Source organism: Chitinophaga sp. sic0106, from assembly GCF_019219075.1.
Taxonomy (GTDB): Bacteria; Bacteroidota; Bacteroidia; order Chitinophagales; family Chitinophagaceae; genus Chitinophaga.
The window spans coordinates 410,144-426,936 of sequence record NZ_JAHUWJ010000004.1; the positions used below are offsets into that span (position 1 = coordinate 410,144).

At 49.7% G+C, this 16,793-nt stretch carries 14 protein-coding genes; 4 read left to right on the top strand and 10 right to left on the bottom strand.

Annotated elements, in window-relative coordinates; genetic code table 11:
* Positions 1 to 4 precede the first annotated feature (4 nt).
* The 8 genes from KW844_RS08875 to KW844_RS08910 are packed head-to-tail and all read right to left on the bottom strand — an operon-like array spanning position 5 to position 9,773.
* Positions 5 to 2,788, bottom strand: a complete 2,784-nt coding sequence (locus KW844_RS08875) for a hypothetical protein (protein ID WP_218376357.1) — start codon at positions 2,786 to 2,788, stop codon at positions 5 to 7.
* Positions 2,781 to 3,992, bottom strand: a complete 1,212-nt coding sequence (locus tag KW844_RS08880) for a Gfo/Idh/MocA family protein (RefSeq protein WP_255578309.1) — start codon at positions 3,990 to 3,992, stop codon at positions 2,781 to 2,783. The genes KW844_RS08875 and KW844_RS08880 overlap by 8 nt, the downstream gene beginning before the upstream one ends.
* Complete coding sequence (locus tag KW844_RS08885) at positions 3,932 to 4,951, bottom strand: L-rhamnose/proton symporter RhaT (protein ID WP_218376358.1); 1,020 nt, start codon at positions 4,949 to 4,951, stop codon at positions 3,932 to 3,934. Before KW844_RS08885 ends, KW844_RS08880 begins: the two co-directional genes overlap by 61 nt.
* A 9-nt stretch (positions 4,952 to 4,960) precedes the next feature.
* Complete coding sequence (locus tag KW844_RS08890) at positions 4,961 to 5,818, bottom strand: amidohydrolase (protein ID WP_218376359.1); 858 nt, start codon at positions 5,816 to 5,818, stop codon at positions 4,961 to 4,963.
* 41 nt (positions 5,819 to 5,859) lie between these two features.
* Positions 5,860 to 7,005, bottom strand: coding sequence for a CaiB/BaiF CoA-transferase family protein (locus tag KW844_RS08895; protein ID WP_218376360.1), 1,146 nt, complete (start codon positions 7,003 to 7,005; stop codon positions 5,860 to 5,862).
* Positions 6,977 to 8,164 carry a CaiB/BaiF CoA-transferase family protein gene (locus KW844_RS08900; protein ID WP_218376361.1) on the bottom strand — a complete coding sequence of 396 codons (1,188 nt, stop codon included), beginning with the start codon at positions 8,162 to 8,164 and terminating at the stop codon, positions 6,977 to 6,979. Before KW844_RS08900 ends, KW844_RS08895 begins: the two co-directional genes overlap by 29 nt.
* On the bottom strand, positions 8,161 to 9,327 hold the full coding sequence (locus KW844_RS08905) for an extracellular solute-binding protein (RefSeq protein WP_218376362.1): 1,167 nt from the start codon (positions 9,325 to 9,327) through the stop codon (positions 8,161 to 8,163). The genes KW844_RS08900 and KW844_RS08905 overlap by 4 nt, the downstream gene beginning before the upstream one ends.
* Positions 9,328 to 9,329: 2 nt before the next feature.
* Positions 9,330 to 9,773 carry a MaoC/PaaZ C-terminal domain-containing protein gene (locus tag KW844_RS08910; protein ID WP_218376363.1) on the bottom strand — a complete coding sequence of 148 codons (444 nt, stop codon included), beginning with the start codon at positions 9,771 to 9,773 and terminating at the stop codon, positions 9,330 to 9,332.
* Between the two features lie 250 nt (positions 9,774 to 10,023).
* Here KW844_RS08910 and KW844_RS08915 point away from each other — a divergent pair, with 250 nt between their 5' ends.
* The gene (locus tag KW844_RS08915) at positions 10,024 to 10,929 is read left to right on the top strand and encodes an AraC family transcriptional regulator (protein ID WP_218376364.1); all 906 of its coding nucleotides are present in this window, start codon (positions 10,024 to 10,026) and stop codon (positions 10,927 to 10,929) included.
* Between the two features lie 82 nt (positions 10,930 to 11,011).
* Positions 11,012 to 11,854 carry an oxidoreductase gene (locus KW844_RS08920; protein ID WP_218376365.1) on the top strand — a complete coding sequence of 281 codons (843 nt, stop codon included), beginning with the start codon at positions 11,012 to 11,014 and terminating at the stop codon, positions 11,852 to 11,854.
* Positions 11,855 to 11,961: 107 nt separating this feature from the next.
* Here KW844_RS08920 and KW844_RS08925 read toward each other — a convergent pair whose 3' ends face one another.
* Positions 11,962 to 13,569, bottom strand: coding sequence for a hypothetical protein (locus tag KW844_RS08925; protein ID WP_218376366.1), 1,608 nt, complete (start codon positions 13,567 to 13,569; stop codon positions 11,962 to 11,964).
* Between the two features lie 105 nt (positions 13,570 to 13,674).
* Between KW844_RS08925 and KW844_RS08930 the strand changes: the two genes are divergently transcribed.
* Positions 13,675 to 14,232 (top strand): flavin reductase family protein, encoded by a 558-nt coding sequence (locus KW844_RS08930; RefSeq protein WP_218376367.1) that lies wholly within the window; start codon positions 13,675 to 13,677, stop codon positions 14,230 to 14,232.
* Positions 14,233 to 14,328: 96 nt separating this feature from the next.
* On the opposite strand, the gene KW844_RS08935 is transcribed toward KW844_RS08930, so the two are convergent.
* Complete coding sequence (locus KW844_RS08935) at positions 14,329 to 15,759, bottom strand: glycoside hydrolase family 28 protein (RefSeq protein WP_218376368.1); 1,431 nt, start codon at positions 15,757 to 15,759, stop codon at positions 14,329 to 14,331.
* Positions 15,760 to 15,976: 217 nt separating this feature from the next.
* Between KW844_RS08935 and KW844_RS08940 the strand changes: the two genes are divergently transcribed.
* Positions 15,977 to 16,660, top strand: a complete 684-nt coding sequence (locus tag KW844_RS08940) for a basic secretory family protein (RefSeq protein WP_218376369.1) — start codon at positions 15,977 to 15,979, stop codon at positions 16,658 to 16,660.
* Positions 16,661 to 16,793 lie beyond the last annotated feature (133 nt).

The following is a 16,793-nucleotide window of genomic DNA, read 5'->3' on the forward strand; positions in this document are numbered from 1 at the left end:
ATGATTAGCGTTCAAATAACCAGTCTATATTCTTCGATTTTTCATCCCCGCTGAGCATGGCATCGTATACCGGAATAGGCTGTGCTGCCATAACAAAACCCAGCACCAGGGAAGCGCCCTTGGGCAGTTTCAAGGTATGGGCACCTGCCTTAAACTGGTATGCATGCACGTTTACCGGTGGCATATTTTCCATTACCAGCGCGTTAGTAATCCTCGCCTCTGCCTGACCATAATCATCCGCAGCAGCGTTGGTTTCCAGCTCCGGGGCTTTGGCAAAAGTGGTATCCGTTACAAACGCGCCTCTTTGGGTTTTGTAAAAGCCCACCAGCACTTTTACCGGTTCCTTGCTGGAAAAACTAATTTCGGTAGGTACCTGTTGTTGTTGGCGAAAAGCCAGCTGCACCGCACTGATGCCTTGCAATTCCGGTGCTATTTTTTTTATGACGAGGTTGGTATCGCTAAACAGCAATGCGCCTTCCTTCAGCGTAACGATGGTGTTGCCAGTATTCACTTTTTCCTGTATCAGTGGATTACGCAGTGCTTCACTGCTATCTCCAATATTTTTAAGCGAATCAATTTTATATTTAAACGTCGAGAGTTCCTTTTCAAACACCGGCACCATTTCCTTCCAGTGCTTAAACGTAGCATCCACGCCACGCATAGGAATTTTGCGTTGGGCGGTTTGCATGCTGTTGGCATACAAATAAGTGCTGCCGGTGAGAGATGCCAATTCTTTATAGGCAGCTACACTCTGCTGCAGATCAGGGATAGCGGCTTCCAGGTCATTTATATTTCCGGAGTATTTATAGTGCAGCAGTTTTATTGCTGCATTCACTTTAAAGCTGAAATGATAAGCCATAGCGCGATAGCATTTCATATCATTGAGTAGTCGCTCAAATTCTTCCCTGTTCTGTGTAATGTGTGGTGCTGCCTTTTCCAGGGCTGCCACGGCGGCTTCGCCGTGTGCTATTACTTCACGACTCACCATCGCAGGCGTTTCACCGGTATGTGGCAGGCCTTTCTCTTCCTTGTCTACATAATCGATGATCATCTCTCCTTCCGGACTTTCACAGTCATACAATAAGGTAAACAATCCGTATCGGAATGGATTGATCAGTTGCGTCATGAGCATGCCCAGGGTAAGCGTTTGGCGGTTACCATCTGTAATACCGAAGCGGCGTAGCAGCTTGGGGGCAATTTCACCGGACTGGTCGTACGCGGCTACGATACTGGCACCATCGGCGGCAGTGCAACCGTATTTAGCTGCCAGCAGGTTGTTCCAATACTGCGCCTCTTCTGCCTTGGGTCTGTCGGCCTTCCAGGTGTATCGTGCCCAGGCATGGTACCAGATCCAGTCTCTTTCAATTTGCAGCAGGCGTTTACCTTTTACACTGTCAGCACTGTAAGGCCAGTCCCAGTAAGAGGCCTGCGGGTACAGGTGTAAGCCATTACCCCCCATCACTTCATGCATTCCTTTCACCGACTCATAAATAAATTCCGGGGAGCCATAGCGGAATGGTTCCAGGTTGGCGAGGATATGCACGTTTTCAATTTGTACGCTGCCCAATTTACTCAGCGTTTGATGTAGTGCAGCCCAGGAGCCACGCGGGCGGGGCGTTGTAAGAGCTTCCCCATTAAATTTAGCTTCTGTATAGAGATTTTTGTATAGTGGCAGGGCGGCCTCCATAACCTCCGGTGCGTTGGTATCGTGTGCCCGCAGCACAATGGGCGGTTCTGCTGTTTTACCCAATGCTGCAAGTCCATCCTTTACACCGGGGATAATTGTTTTGGTAAACCATTCGATATCATCGTTGCCTACCCCTTCCATGGCTTCGCCGAGGCAAACCATGAGCCCTACGTTCGGATATTTTTCTACAAAGGCGGCGATCGACTTACGCGTATAGTCTGCTATCAGCGGGGTAATCGGTCGCTCTCGTTCCTGGGTTTTGATGTGATGCTTCTCTGCAAATGGCTTGGATACAATAATGTTATAGAACATCTGGATCACCCAGATGCCGCGTTTATCCGCTTCCGTGGTGAGGAAGCTGTACAGTTCTTCATTCTTGCGGAAGGTAGCATCGTCCACTTCCACTGCATAAGGGTAATCTTTCAATTTCACCAGAGATGCGAACGGGTGGCCATTCCATAGGAAGAGGGCATTCATGCGGTTGGCCGCGAGGGAGTCGAGATACTGTATCCACAGTTGCTTGTCATACAGCCAGGGAAAGGTTTCCGGTGTGTAGGGGTATTCGTATACAGTTCTTCCGGGGAGATAATAAGGTTTCTGCACACCAATGCAGGCGCCCCGCAGTACCATTTGCGGCTGATCGGTTTTTCCGATCGATGCAGGCAGATGACCTGATTGGGCAATACTGTCGGCCAGTTCAAGGCAACCATATAGCAGCCCCGAATCATCATTACCGGTGATCAACAGCTCTTCGTCTTTGGCAGCCAGTACAAACCCTTCTTTTCCCGGTATTTCAAACCGGGGGGTATGGCGTTGCAATTGTTGCTGCACGTCCGCTGCATTCCAGTAGCCGATGACGATTACATCTCCCTTATCACTATCTGCGACAATATAACCGGCCTTTTTCAAGGCTGCTGACAACTTCCCCATGCCCCACTTCACCCGTGGTGATGGTGCACCAGATACGAAATGAATGCTCACCCTCTTTTTCGCAACCGGCTCCGCCTTGCTGCCTGCGTGAAATAAGGATGCTCCGCTGGCCTGAGCCAGCAGGCAACACCATACAACAACAGTTAATATACCTCTTACCATGCTAGTCATTCCTATTAAATTGAAAATTACTAAGCGGCACTCCCCCCTGTTTACTGGCGGCGTATGCGGCTTCCACACAGGCCATGGTGTGAATACAGTCTTCCACGGAATTATCCGGCAGGCCGCCTGTTTCTGCCGCGCGCATCACCTCGGCCATGCTACCGATGAAAGCATGCGGGAACCAGCTGCCATCCATTGGCAAAGACTTCCATTCCGTGTATCCGTCATCGTTAGTAACCGTATATTTAAAGCTATCAGGCACCCCATGCGGGTAGTTAACCAACGCGCCAAAATCGATTTTGATGGCGCCTTTATCTCCTTCCAGTTTAATGTAGGAATGTTGTAATTCCGTACCAAAATTGTGGCAGTGGTTGGTGCTAATATTGGCACGTATCATATCCCCATAGTCGAGTATAATATTACTCCGAACTGACGCCAATTGCGCCATCGCCGGATGTTTCATGGTTTTAGCAAATATCGCATCCGGGTTACCCAGGAGGTGACGGACCAGGTCTATATAATGAATGCTATGGTACAGAATTTCCACCCGTTCTGCGGTATAAAGAAAATCCCACAGGTGCCATGGCGTGTATACATTTACGTTAATATCTACATCATTGAGTGTACCAATCTCTCCCTTATTAATTATTTCTTTAGCTGCCAGTATAAATGGGGCATAGCGCAGTTGAAAATTCACGGCGGCCAGCATTTTTTTCTGTCGCGCGAGCGCCAGTATTTGTGCTGCCTGTTCCAGATTTTCGCCCATCGGCTTTTGCAGTAGTACCCGTGCTCCGTGCGGCAGTTGCTCCAAAACGGCTATCATAGCCGATCCCGGCACTGCTACGTCATATACCACACCGTCAGGTGCCGCCTGTATTATTTCATCCAGCGAAGAGAATACGCGTGGAATTTGAAAGCCAGCCGCAGTAGCAGCTGCTTTTTCTGTGGAGAGATCAAAGATACCTTCCACTGAAAAGCCCGCCAGCTTGTACGCTGGCAGGTGGGCTGAATTAACTATTCCGCCTGCACCGATGAGGAAGATTGGGTGCGTATGTAATGGTAAAGCCGGTTTCATAACGTGTATATTTCTACAACTGCCAGTGTTGCGATTCCCTGTGCTGATCAGCATGCGGAGTCGCCACCATGGGCTTGCTACAGATTTCCATAAGTCAAAAACAGAATAGCTGCCACCAGTACGGTCAGCGCCAGCCATAATATGCGCAACGTTTTGGCCGAACAGTTCTTCCATTCTTTCATCACCAGTCCGAGTAAAGCACTCAGCAACACCAGCATGATCATATGAATGGCCCAGCTGGAGAACTTAAATTGCCCCATGCGCACATGTCCCAGTCCGTAAAAGAAAAACTGTCCGTACCAGAGCAGACCTGTCAAAGCAGCCATGGCATAGTTCAGCGATAGTTTACTACCGCCCGCCACTGCATACTCGCCAAATGTTTTCTCTTTCGCATGCAGGTATAAACAGTACAGCAGCGTAGTCACAAAAGCGCCGGTGTTGGAAAACAGGTAAATCACATTTCCCTGGAAATGGCCGGCACCATGCCTGGCGGCTATATCTGCCACCGGCTGGCCCTGATCAAGTGAAAAGCCGTACAGGGCTGATAATACGCCTGCCAATAAGCATAGCGGCAATCCTTTGGCTAGTGAAAATGTGGAAGCCCCGGCTGCTCCTGCCATATCTTTTTCCTTATTTCGACCTGCAAGGCCACAAAGCGCAATACCTGCTGCCCCCATAGCCACCCCGCTTATCAGGAAGGGCGCACCGCTGGCAGCAAATATTTCCGGCAGCGTGCCCCGCACCAGTGGCGGCAGCAAGGTACCCAGCACGCAGGAAATCCCCACGGATATTGCATACGTGAGTGAAAAGCCTACATAACGAATAGCAATACCAAAAGCGGTACCGCCCACGCCGTAAGCCATTCCCAACAGGAAGGAACGTTGCATCGCATATCCCGGCGCTTCCTGCAAAACCTGCGAAAGCTGCGGGATGGTAATCCAGGCTACGAGCACCGGCAGCAGCAGCCAGCATACAGCGGCCTGCAACAGCCAGTAGGTATGCCACGACCAGCCGCTCACTTTCTTTTGAGGTGTATAGCACAATGCCGCACCAGAGGCGCCCATTGCATGGTAGAAAATACCATTGATTACTTCCATGGTACTAAATTAAACAGTGGTTAAATTGTAGAAACGACAGGCATTGTCGTGCAATATTTTCTCCTGATCGGCCGTGCTACAGAGCTTTGCCAGTATGCTCCGTGTCGTTTGCCAGGTGCCGGCATAATCATCCGATAGCATGGACACCGGCCAGTCGCCGCCACAGAAGCAGCGTTCCGCACCAAAATGCGTGAGCGTATACGCCACATATGGCAGGATATGCTCCGCGGTACGACCCTCAAAATTCCCGGAGGCAGTGCCTAGCCCGCTGATCTTGGCGTAAAAATTCGGATGTGCTGCGGCTTCCCGCATCAGGTCGTGCCAGCGGCCCGACTCCAACCCACCACTGATCGGCGGTTGATTGAGGTGATCAAACACCATTCTCAGTCCGGGTACACGCGCAGCCACAGCCAGCGCCGTTTCCAGGTGCTCCGGCAATACCCCTACGAGGTCGTAAGGAATATTGTGTTGGGCAAGCATTTGCAGACTATCGATCACAGCAGGCTGCAGCAACCATTGCGTATCGTGTTCGTCGTGAATCTGGTGACGTATACCTTTAAAGTAAGGCTCCTGCAGGAACTGTGTTTCCAGCAATTCCGCCGTACGGCGTGTATCCGTTAGCGGTAGCCAGGCTACTACCCCTTGTACCCAGGAGGTATGGCGGGCAGTTTCCAACATCAGCTCCGTATCTTCGGCGCAGCCGCTGGCCTGCACCAGTATCCCATAGGTTACACCAGCGGCTGCCCGTGCGGGCTCAAGCTCTTCAATGCTCCAGGTGCGGTTGAGGATAGAACGATCTCCCTCCAGCCAGGGGTAGTGTGCCCGGCGAAGGTTCCATACGTGCAAATGGGTATCGACAATTTTCATCGATTCAGGTTTTCTGTTGGCGTCCACGTGGATGGACGAGGTTAATCCGAGAGCCCAAACAGTCTGTCTATTCCCTCATTATCTTCTCCCAGCAGCGGGGCTCCCTTGGCGGAAGATAATAATTTCCCGTCTATTCTAATAGGACATCTTGTAGTTTTTACTGAGAGGCCATTGCTGGTCTTTACGGTAATCTCCATATTAAGGATGCGGTAAGCCTCTTCATTTACCAGCTGATCATAGTCCATTACCGGTGCACACCAGATATCCGCTTTTTCCAGGATAGACAACCAATGGGTGGCCGTTTTACCGGCCAGGTGATCGGCCAGTATCTGCTTGATTTCATCTCTTTTATTAAACCAACTGGCCTGCTCTGTAAATTGCCTGAGTGGTACACAGTCCAGCAACTCTGCCAGCACCAGAATGTTGCCCATGGCCAGTGCCATATACCCACTGCTGGTTTTGTAAATACCATAGGGAGCGGAAATATAGGCGTGCCCGTTATTGACCGCACTACGCACGGGCAGCTGCCGCCCGTCGTTATAATAGCAGGTAAGTACTTCAAACTGGAAGTCCAGTACGCTTTCAAACATGCTCACCTGCACCAGCGCTCCCATGCCGCTGATACTCTTTTTCAGCAGGGATGCCAGCACCCCTTGTGTGAGGTGGGTACCTGCCAGTATATCCGCCACGGCCACGCCCATGGGCGTAGGATTTTCGTCCAGGTTATTGCTCAGCCAGGTAAGTCCGGAGGCTGCCTGTAACAGCAAATCCTGTCCGGGTAAGTCTTTCCAGGGCCCCTCCTGTCCAAAGCCGTTCAGCTCTGCATACACAATTCCCGGATTGATTGCCTTCACGCTTTCATAGTCCAGGCCGATGCGTTCCATTACGCCTGGTCTGAAATTATGCATCATCACATCGGCACGGGCCAGTAGCTTCTTAATTTTATCCAGGTCGGCCGGATCTTTCAGGTCCGCCACATAGCTTTTTTTATTGCGGTTGATGGCATGAAAGATGGTGGATTCCTCTTCTATCCGTACATCGGAGACATACAGCTGCCTGCAGATATCCCCTGTACCGGGTTTTTCTATTTTGATCACCTGTGCTCCCATGTCCGCCAGTCGCAGTGCGGCGCTGGGTCCGGATAAAAATTGGCTGAAATCAATTACCAGAATATCGTCTAATAGCATGCGGTTCTTTATTTACTATCACTTCATTCATTTCCCGAATCAGTTTTTCTGTATGCTCTCCTACCTTGGGGGCGCGCCGGTCGGAAAAGAGGCGTTTACCGTTAATGCGAATGGGGCAGCGGGTGGTGATGATCTGCTTGCCGTCGGCATTCAGCGGCTGTTCCATTTGCAGGGTGCGGTAGGATTCGTGTGCCATCATTTTCTCCCAATCAAATACCTCCATTGCCCAGAGGCCTCGCTGCTGCAGGCGTTGCAGCCAATACTGAGCTGACTGGGTGAGCAAATGTGCTGCCAGCAGCGACTTGATATGATCCCGTTGCGCAAAGGCCTGATCATTGGTGAATTCATACAATGCAGTACAGTCAATGGTATCAGCAAGAATGCCCATGTCCATCATTGCCAGGGCAATAAAGCCATCAGCAGTTTTATACACGCCGTAAGGTGCGCCCAGCAGCGTATGCCCGCTGTTAGTGTGACTACGCTGCGGCTGCTGATGACTATTATAATAGGTAGTAAGTAGTTCAAATTGAAAATCCAGGAGTGATTCCATCAGGCTGATTTCTACCAGGGCGCCCACGCCTTTTTTGCTGCGGCGTATCAAGCCGGCGATGATCCCTTGCACCAGCTGTGAGCCGCAAAGGATATCGGCGATGGCGATGCCGAAAGGCACGGGACCGTTGGTGAAGTTACCGGTGGTGAATGCCAAGCCGGTGATAGATTGCAGCAGCAGGTCCTGACCGGGCTTTTCCTTCCAGGGTCCATCCTTGCCATAGCCGGTAATTTCGGCGTAAATCAGGCGGGGATTAATTTCTGCCGCGGCAGTATAGTTCAGTCCTATCTTTTTCATCACACCCGGGCGGAAATTATGGATCAGTACATCTGCCTTTGCGATCAGCTGCTTAACGAGGGCGAGGTCGTCCGGATTTTTGAGGTCCGCCGCAAAGCTCTCTTTATTTCTATTGATGGTATGAAACAGCAGGGAGCTTTCGTCTACCCACAAATTTTTAATGGATAATTTTCTTCCGGCCTCTCCATGAATGGGTCGTTCAATTTTGATGACCCTTGCGCCGAGGTCGGCCAGGCGTAGGCCTGCGGAGGGCCCTGACAGATACTGGCTAAATTCCAGCACGGTAATTCCTTCTAATGGCAAATCCATCATACAGTAGCATGCGTTTGGTGAGTGACAATGCTGGCGCGGTAAATCCGGTTCATTTCTTCCAGGGTGGCAACCGGGTTTGAGTTTTCCAGCAAACAAATTTGCAGCGGCAGGCCTGCATGATCCTGGAAGTGCAGGTAGCCGTTATAACGTGGACGTATATATCCGTTTTCCATCAACGGAAGTACTTGTTGAAAGTAGTTATGGGTAAGCTGGTTAGCGGCGGCATCCGTCCAGGCGGCTCGGTGGCCGGGCTGGCCGCCATGTTGCACATACAGTGTGCGCTGGATTCGCTCTGACGTTACCCAGGCAGCAAAGTCAGTGGCTGCGTCCGGGTATTGGGTAAAAGCTGAGACTGCGATACCGGTACCGCCCACGGTTGTACGAAAAGGCTTTCCGTTGAAGGTAACCACGGGTGCGTAGTGCAGCAGGTTATCCGCAAAACCGGTACGGGAGTAGTTGGAGTAGCCGTAGGCGAAAGGGCAATACCAGTAGTCGTCCGTACGGCTCATCAGTTCCGCCACGGCGATAGGATTGCATTGGAACATCCTTTTGTCCACCAGGCTATACAGTTGTTTCATGCTTTCAATGGCCCGCACGCCAGTTTCTTTGTCTACCACCTCTTCCTGGCTACGAAACGGCGTAGTGCCGTTGGCGATGCAGAAGGTGTAGAAGTTCATCAGCAGGTCGATGGGGATGGCCGGTACGGCTACCTTACCTTTTACTGCGAGCAGCAGCAAGTCGTTCCAGGTGGCGGGCAGCGGCTGGCGGTGTTTTTCCAGCAGGTCTTTCCGGTAGCTGGCGGCAGGTGTGGCCGCATCGATGGCAAGGGCCCACTGTTGCCCGTCGTATTCATAGCTGGCATGCGAGCCGCCGGTAGAATTGGCGGCCTGATTGCCGAGATAGGAAGCCGGCAGGTATTGGTTGAGCGGCAGTACGCAGCGGGTGGCTGCTGCGCAGCCCACCCATGGATGGTCGATAATCAGGAGATCATAGTGATGTGTTAGTTTTTCAATCGGGGCATCGGCAAATTCCTGCAGCGTTCTTTTTTTCCAGTGTATTTCCACCTCGGGGTGAAGCTCCTGGTAACGCTGTGCAGCTGCCAGCAATGGAGTCAGGCCGCGGCTATGATCCCATGTGATTCCTTGCAATACTATTCGGGCCATAATTAACTATCTTTTTTATGTACCAGTAACAGGTGCTCACAGAGCATTACCAGCTGGCCGTGCTGGTTCAGTACTTCTACCAGCTCGGTTACCAGCCCCATTCCGGGTTTTTTGTGATCTTTTTTTTCTTTGATGGTCACGTTGACGTAGATGGTATCTCCAATAAAAACAGGTGCTATAAATCTCAGCCGGTCATACCCATAGGTCATCGATACTTCATTTACCAGTTCCGCTGTTAACCCGATGGCCACGGTAAATATGAGTGTACCGTGTGCTATGCGTTGCTTAAAGGGTTGCGTTTTACACCATTCTGCGTCCATATGGTGCGGAAAAAAGTCGCCCGATTGCCCTGCATGCAGCACAATATCTGTTTCGGTAATGGTGCGGCCTTTCGTTCTCCGTTTTTCGTCCGGCTCAAATTCTTCGTAGTATTTTTTTACAAACATGACATCCAATCGCTGGTTAATTATTAAGCACTTCAAATTAGTTTAAGGGGTGTTGGGGGCCAATGACAGGTTTTACTGTAATGATGGAGGATTTTACTGAGAGATGTCAGGGCCTTTTTGTAAAAGGCATTGTAAAATGACCGGCAAATACTTATTGGTTAAGCATTTGCCGGCATTTTCAGCTATTTTTCTATGGTCCTCCCGGAAGGCGCAAATTTTCCATATTGCTTGAATTTTGTAATTTTATGCTATGAACAAGACAGAGTCCCTCGAGGATTTTTACGAGCATAAATTCCATGCGGTACCTGCTGCCCTGCAAAAGGACATCGGCCATTTTAATGTATTCCGGATGGAGGATTGTATTTCGGAAGATGGGAGTATAAAAGTGGCATATAGTCGCCGTGACTACTACAAGGTTAGCCTGGTACGCGGGCATAATCTGTACCACTACGCGGATAAAACGCTGGAGATTAAGGGGCCTGTCCTGATTTTCTTCAACCCCCTGGTACCTTACTCCTGGGAATCGCTTGACAACAACGCCAGTGGCTACTTCTGCATCTTTAAGGAAGCGTTTTTCTCCGGTGTGGGCAGGGCCAAAGCCCATGAGCTGCCGATGATGATCCCGGGAAATGTGCCTTCTTACCCATTAAATAAAAAGCAGGAAAAGGAAGTAGAGAAGCTGTTCGTGCAAATGCTGGACGAAATCAGCGGGGAATACATTTATAAGTATGACCTGTTACGGAATTATTTGTCGGAGCTGGTGCATTACGCCCTGAAAATGCAGCCCGCCGAAACACTCTACAAGCATACGGATGCGAACGCCCGTATTACCTCGGTATTTATAGAGCTGCTGGAGAGGCAGTTTCCTATTGAGTCGCCCGGGCAGCGGTTTGTGCTCCGCTCCGCCAGCGACTTTGCCGACCAGCTCTCCGTACACGTAAACCATTTGAACCGCGCTATCCGCGAAACTACGGGCAAAACCACTACGGCACATATTTCCGAGCGACTCACCACTGAAGCCAAGGCCTTGCTGAAGCATACCCGCTGGAATGTGGCAGAGATCAGCTATGCCCTTGGATTTGAGGAGCCGGCACATTTCAATAACTTTTTCCGCAAACAAACCAGCACCACCCCAAGTGCATACCGCCTTGTTTGATTTTTGTAATAATCGGTTTGAAGTCCGCAATATTTGAGGCAGACCACGCCCCTACCTTTGCTATACCAAAAAAGGAAATTATATGGAAAGCAAAGTATGGTTTGTTACCGGAGCATCAAAAGGATTTGGACGCTCCATCGTATTACAATTACTGGCCCAGGGCCAAAAAGTGGCTGCCACCTCCCGTCAGCTGGCAGGCTTAAACCCACTCCACCACGACAACCTGTTACCGTTACAGGTAGACCTTGGTGATGAAAAAAGTGTAGCTGCTGCCGTGCAGGCCACTAAAGAAAAATTCGGCCGTATTGATGTGCTGATCAACAATGCCGGCTATGGCCACGTAGGTGCACTGGAAGAATTATCAGATGCTGAGGTTAAGGCTAATTTTGACGTCAATGTGTTCGGCGTACTGCATACCATCCGACAGGTACTCCCGATTATGCGCAGTCAAAAATCAGGGCATATATTTAACATCTCTTCGATAGGTGGCCTCACCGGCGATTTTCCAGGCTTCGGCATCTACTGCGCCACCAAGTTTGCGGTGGTGGGTCTCACCGAAGCACTGGCAGTGGAAGTGGCAGAATTTGGCATTAAAGCCACTGTAGTGATGCCGGGGTATTTCCGGACCGACTTCCTCAGCGCCGGCTCTATGGGCACCCCTGCCAATCCAATTGCTGCATACACATCTGTGCGCGCTGCACAGGAGGTGCACGAGCGAGACATCAATCACAACCAGCCTGGTGATCCTGACAAAGCAGCAACTGCAATTATAGAGATGGCTGCAGCAGAAAAGCCGGCCCTGCATTTCTACCTTGGTGCGGATGCTTACCAGTTAGCCACAAATAAGCTGGAATCTTCACGGGCAGAAGTGGAGCAATGGAAAGAGGTAACGGTGAGTACAGGGTTTGAGGAGGTAGTGCAGTAAAATACTACCTATTACTAATGTTGAATTCAAAGAAGCCAGGCCTCAGGCCCGGCTTCTTCATTATCCATCTTCCCGAAATGAGGCAAATAGCATCATATATCCATGGATCATATCCCTGTTTCATGAAACTTCGCCGGCACCGCATACTTCCCGTCCCTGGAACTGATAACAATCCTTTCCAGTGGTACATTTTGCCCCATGCAGCTGCCCGGCACAATGACCAGGTCCGATAATCCATTTTGCATACTGCCTTCCTCCAGATACCATTTGAGGCTATTACAGCTGGTGCGGCCGGTGGGCCCATCGTATGCGTCATAGGTAACTATATGAAATGCTTTGCTGAGTTTATCATCTGAAAAAGTGAGCACATCGTCCCACGAGGCGCTGGTGCCCATATGGGTGATGCCGCCGTTGACAATGATACCAATTGCTTCGGGGCCCATTACGATCAGTTTTTCGAAGTAGCCGGAATTGCCATACATCCCTCCTCCACCGGCTTCCAGCATTTTATCTGTCAGCTGCCATTGGTCGCTTACCTTCTTAAAAACCCATACATCAACCCAACCAGACACTGGCGCGCTGCCTTTGCTCCCCTGATTTTTATATACTGCCAGGCAATAGGTATTGTTCTGTTGGCTGAAGTAGATAATGGTGTCAAGGGTGCGATCAATTTTTTCGTTGTTGCCTTCAGAAATTTGCACTTCACCGGGGAGCTTGTCGTAAGTGGCTTTGGTCAGTTTATCAATGGCCGCTTCGTGAAACTCAGGCTGCTTAGGCAATATGGTAACGCGCAGCTCATTGATGTTGCCAATGGCATCCCAGATAATATCCTGGAACTGATCCATGGAACTCACTTTACCTAATGTATCGAGGAAGAGCTTCACCACTGCGCCGCTGCGGGTACTGCTATGCAAACCAGCATATGCGATATATTCCGCTTTATTTTCCGGCAGCAAGGTAGAGAGGTCGGAATGGGTATCAAATGCTGGGGTATTATCTTGCCCAAACAGGTAATCAGTAAGGTAATATTTATACTGCTCACGCGCATTGGCGGTGAAAATACTTTTAGGATGATCCTGTAAAAACTTTTCCCAGTTAACCACACGCAGACCGATGTCATGGAAAGAGATCATGAGGCCTGCATCTGCACTATAGAGCACGGTGTCTTCATCGGCTCTGAGCTGCAGGTATTGCTGGTAATCGGCCGGCAGCGAGTGCTGGAATAATTTTGTATAAAATTCAGGCACGATTCTTAACTCCGTATATCCTTCCCCGATACCCCAGGGTTCAATACCGGCAGTAGCCAGTAGTTTAATCTTTGCTTCCACTTCCGGTGGCGGCAGGTATTTGCTGGCAGCTTCCGAATAGTAGTTGATATAGGTATCGAGCCATTTAGATTCATTTTGGGAGATGCCAGCCACGGCTGTGTCAAGGAATTGCGAAAGGGAGCGGTATTGCTCCGCAGCGGATTCCGGCGACAGCGAGGGCAGCTGTTTGGTGATAGCTTCGCGGCGCCGAAGTATTTCAGCAATGTACTGCTCCGTGGGCAACGCCGGCACTTCTATAGACTGAGCAACAGAATCCGCTCTGGCAGCTGTTTGCGTGGATTGATTAGTCTTTGTTTTCTTTCCTGTTTCGCCACATGCGTATAACAGCATTACTGGCAGGGTTAAAACTGGTATCCATTTGGTAAGGTTAAGGAACATACGTTTCATGAGTACAAATCACAATGTGAACTAAGGTATAAATGAAAGTGTAAGATAAGGAAAGACCTTAACATCGGACAAGAACAGCATTTACTTCTCCCTAAAAAAATTAACATGCGAAGCTACAGAAAAGAGGAAATACCGGTGGCTGACAGCCGCAAATACCTGGAGCCCACACCGATTGTGCTGGTGAGCTCCCGCTATAAAAACGAAACGAATATCATGAGCATGGGCTGGTATACGATCATGGAATTTGTACCCTCCCTGGTAGGTTGCATGATTACCAGCGCTAATCATAGCTATGAGCTGATCCGGAAGAGTAAGGAATGTGTGATCAATATCCCCACGGCAGATATGTTGGAAACCATTGCTGGCATTGGAAATACAACCGGCGGCAAGCTAGATAAGTTTCGCAAATTCGGACTCACGCCGGAAGCCGGCAAAACCGTTTCTGCTCCGATTATCCGTGAGTGTTATGCCCATTTTGAATGCCAGCTGTATGATACGCATCTATTAAACAATTACAATTATTTCATTTTTGAAATCAAGCGAGCATTGGTGTCGGTATACCCTAAATATCCCAAAACAGTGCACTACAGGGGAGATGGGGAGTTTATGATTGCCGGAAAAAACACGACGATTCCGGAAAAGTGGAGGCAGCAGGGGAAGTGATGATGTACAGAAATAGATCAGACAGCGGAATTATTGCCGGAAGAGCAATTGTATCCGCTGCCTGAAAATCTGGCGGCTATTATTCACGCGTCTTAACTACTTAATATTTGCCGGCACCACTGCTTTTTCGCCATTGATCGTGACATTATCCAGCACAACACCAGTGGCATGATCCACTTTCATGGGCACTTTAACCCCGCGAATACTGGAGTTCACGATATGTAGATTTTTAACAGGGGAAACTTCGTATGCATTCACGAATACGCCGTACTGGCCACCATCTTCCACATCCAGGTTTTCGACCCAGATGTTGCGGATCGTAGGCATAAAGTTGCCCGGCTTTTCATAGAACATGGTTGCATGAATAGCAGCTTCTTTATACTGGCCTACCTTGATATCTTTCATGAAAATATTCTCGATGATACCACCGCGGGATGAACTAGTTTTGATACGCAATACTCTGTCCAGTTCCGGGCTGTTCATCTTACAGTTGATGGCAAAAATATTCCTGGCGCCGCCGGCTATTTCACTGCCGATCACTACACCACCATGACCATCTTTCATATCGCATCCTTCAATGATGTGATTCTCAGCCGGGCGGCCAATGCGGCGGCCGTCCTCATCACGACCTGATTTGATGGCGATACAGTCATCGCCGGTATCGAAGTAGCAATCTTTAATCAGCACATTTTTGCAGGACTCCGGATCACAGCCATCGGTATTAGGGCCATGGGCTTTGATTTTCACCCCATCCACGATCACATTTTCACAGAGAACCGGGTTGATAAACCACATGGGCGAGTTGATCAGCTGCACGCCGGATATTACCACGTTCTTACAGTTGTAAGGCTGGAACATATTTGGGCGCAGGAAGTATCCTTCTCCAAACACCCGCTTGCGCGGGTCCGTGTTGGCATGCATGAGGGCATGCAGGGAGTCGCGGGCGGGCTGCTGACGGGGCTTATCCTTATTCCAGCCATACACTGGCTTACCGCACCAGCTCCACCAGTTGTCGTTGTCGGCGTTCCCGTCCAGCGTGCCACTACCGGTAACGGCTATATTTTTTTCGCCATAGGCATAGATTTGCGCCGAATAGTTCATGCATTCCATGCCTTCCCACCTGGTAAACACGATGGGGTATTCTTTGGAATCGCGGCTGAAGGCGATGACGGCGTTATCTTCCAGGTGCAGGTCCACATTACTTTTGAGGTAGATTGGGCCGGTCAGGAACCTGCCTGCGGGCACTATTACCCGGCCGCCGCCTTTTGCGGAGCAGTCGGCAATCGCTTTGCGAAAAGCATCTGAGTTGAGGGTGGTACCATCTCCTTTTGCCCCATAGGCGGTAATGTGATAGTCTTTTTGCTTAAAAACAGGTGCTTTAATTTGTTTGCGTACCTGTTCCATTTCCTTAATTGGCTCCGACGCGGAGGTCCATACCTTTGCTTTCTGTGAATATGCAGGTTCCATGAGCATGAAAAATGCAAAAAGAGCGCCAATAGTTCGTAACGTGTTGCTTGCTGTCGTCATACAAAATACATTTAGTTCATAACGTGCCATTCTCCTCCCGAAGGAAGGTCTTTTATCCGGAATCAAGATAAACATTAAAAGTCAGGTCGACAAATAATCCCCACTCCCCTGCTTTCCGTTCATCAAAAATCTGTATTAATTTTTCCATTCAATCTTGCTAAATCGATTTTTTAATAGTTCTTTTGCTCCCGAGATACCAAAATCCCAATCCTGCAATATGAAGAAAATACTTTTGGCAGCCTGCTGCTGCCTGGCCATACAACGTGCCGTTGCCGCTGATGAAATCAGCAGAGACACCATTAAACGTAACGGTTACACGCTGATATTTATAAACAAGGATGACGCTTTTGCCTCCGCAGGAACTGCGATAAAGGAGCGTATGATCAGCGCGTTTTTCCAGGTGTATCCTAAGCTGGCAAAAACATATAACAAAGCAACACTGAAGAAAGTGGTGTTCACCATTGATCCGGCGTATGATGGCGTGGCTGCCACCGACAACGGGGTGGTTACCTACAGCCCTAAATGGATGCTGAAAACTCCTACGGACCTGGATGTGGTAACACATGAAGTGATGCATATTGTACAGGACTACAAACAAAGCGTAGGGCCAGGATGGCTCACAGAAGGCATTGCTGACTATGCCCGCTTCCGATTCGGTATCGATAACGCCGGCGCCAGATGGGCACTGCCGGACTTTAAAGCTGGTCAGCATTACACCAACAGCTACCGGATTACCGCCAGGTTCCTCGCATGGCTGGAGGCACATAAAAAGGCCGGTATCGTAGTAACGCTGAATAAAAGTCTGTACGACCATAGCTACCAGGATAGCATCTGGAAGCGGGAAACAGGAAGTACACTGAATGAATTGTGGACGGCCTATACACAGTCGCCTCAGATATAAAGGTGCCGTAAGCGGATCTTTTTTTCCCGCAAAGCAGCATAAGCAGTTAAGCAGCTAAGACCTGCAGGTTGTTCTAATTAGATTGTTTGATTTGAGAGAGGCCTTCGGTCTCTCTCAAATTTTTTAGTGTCCA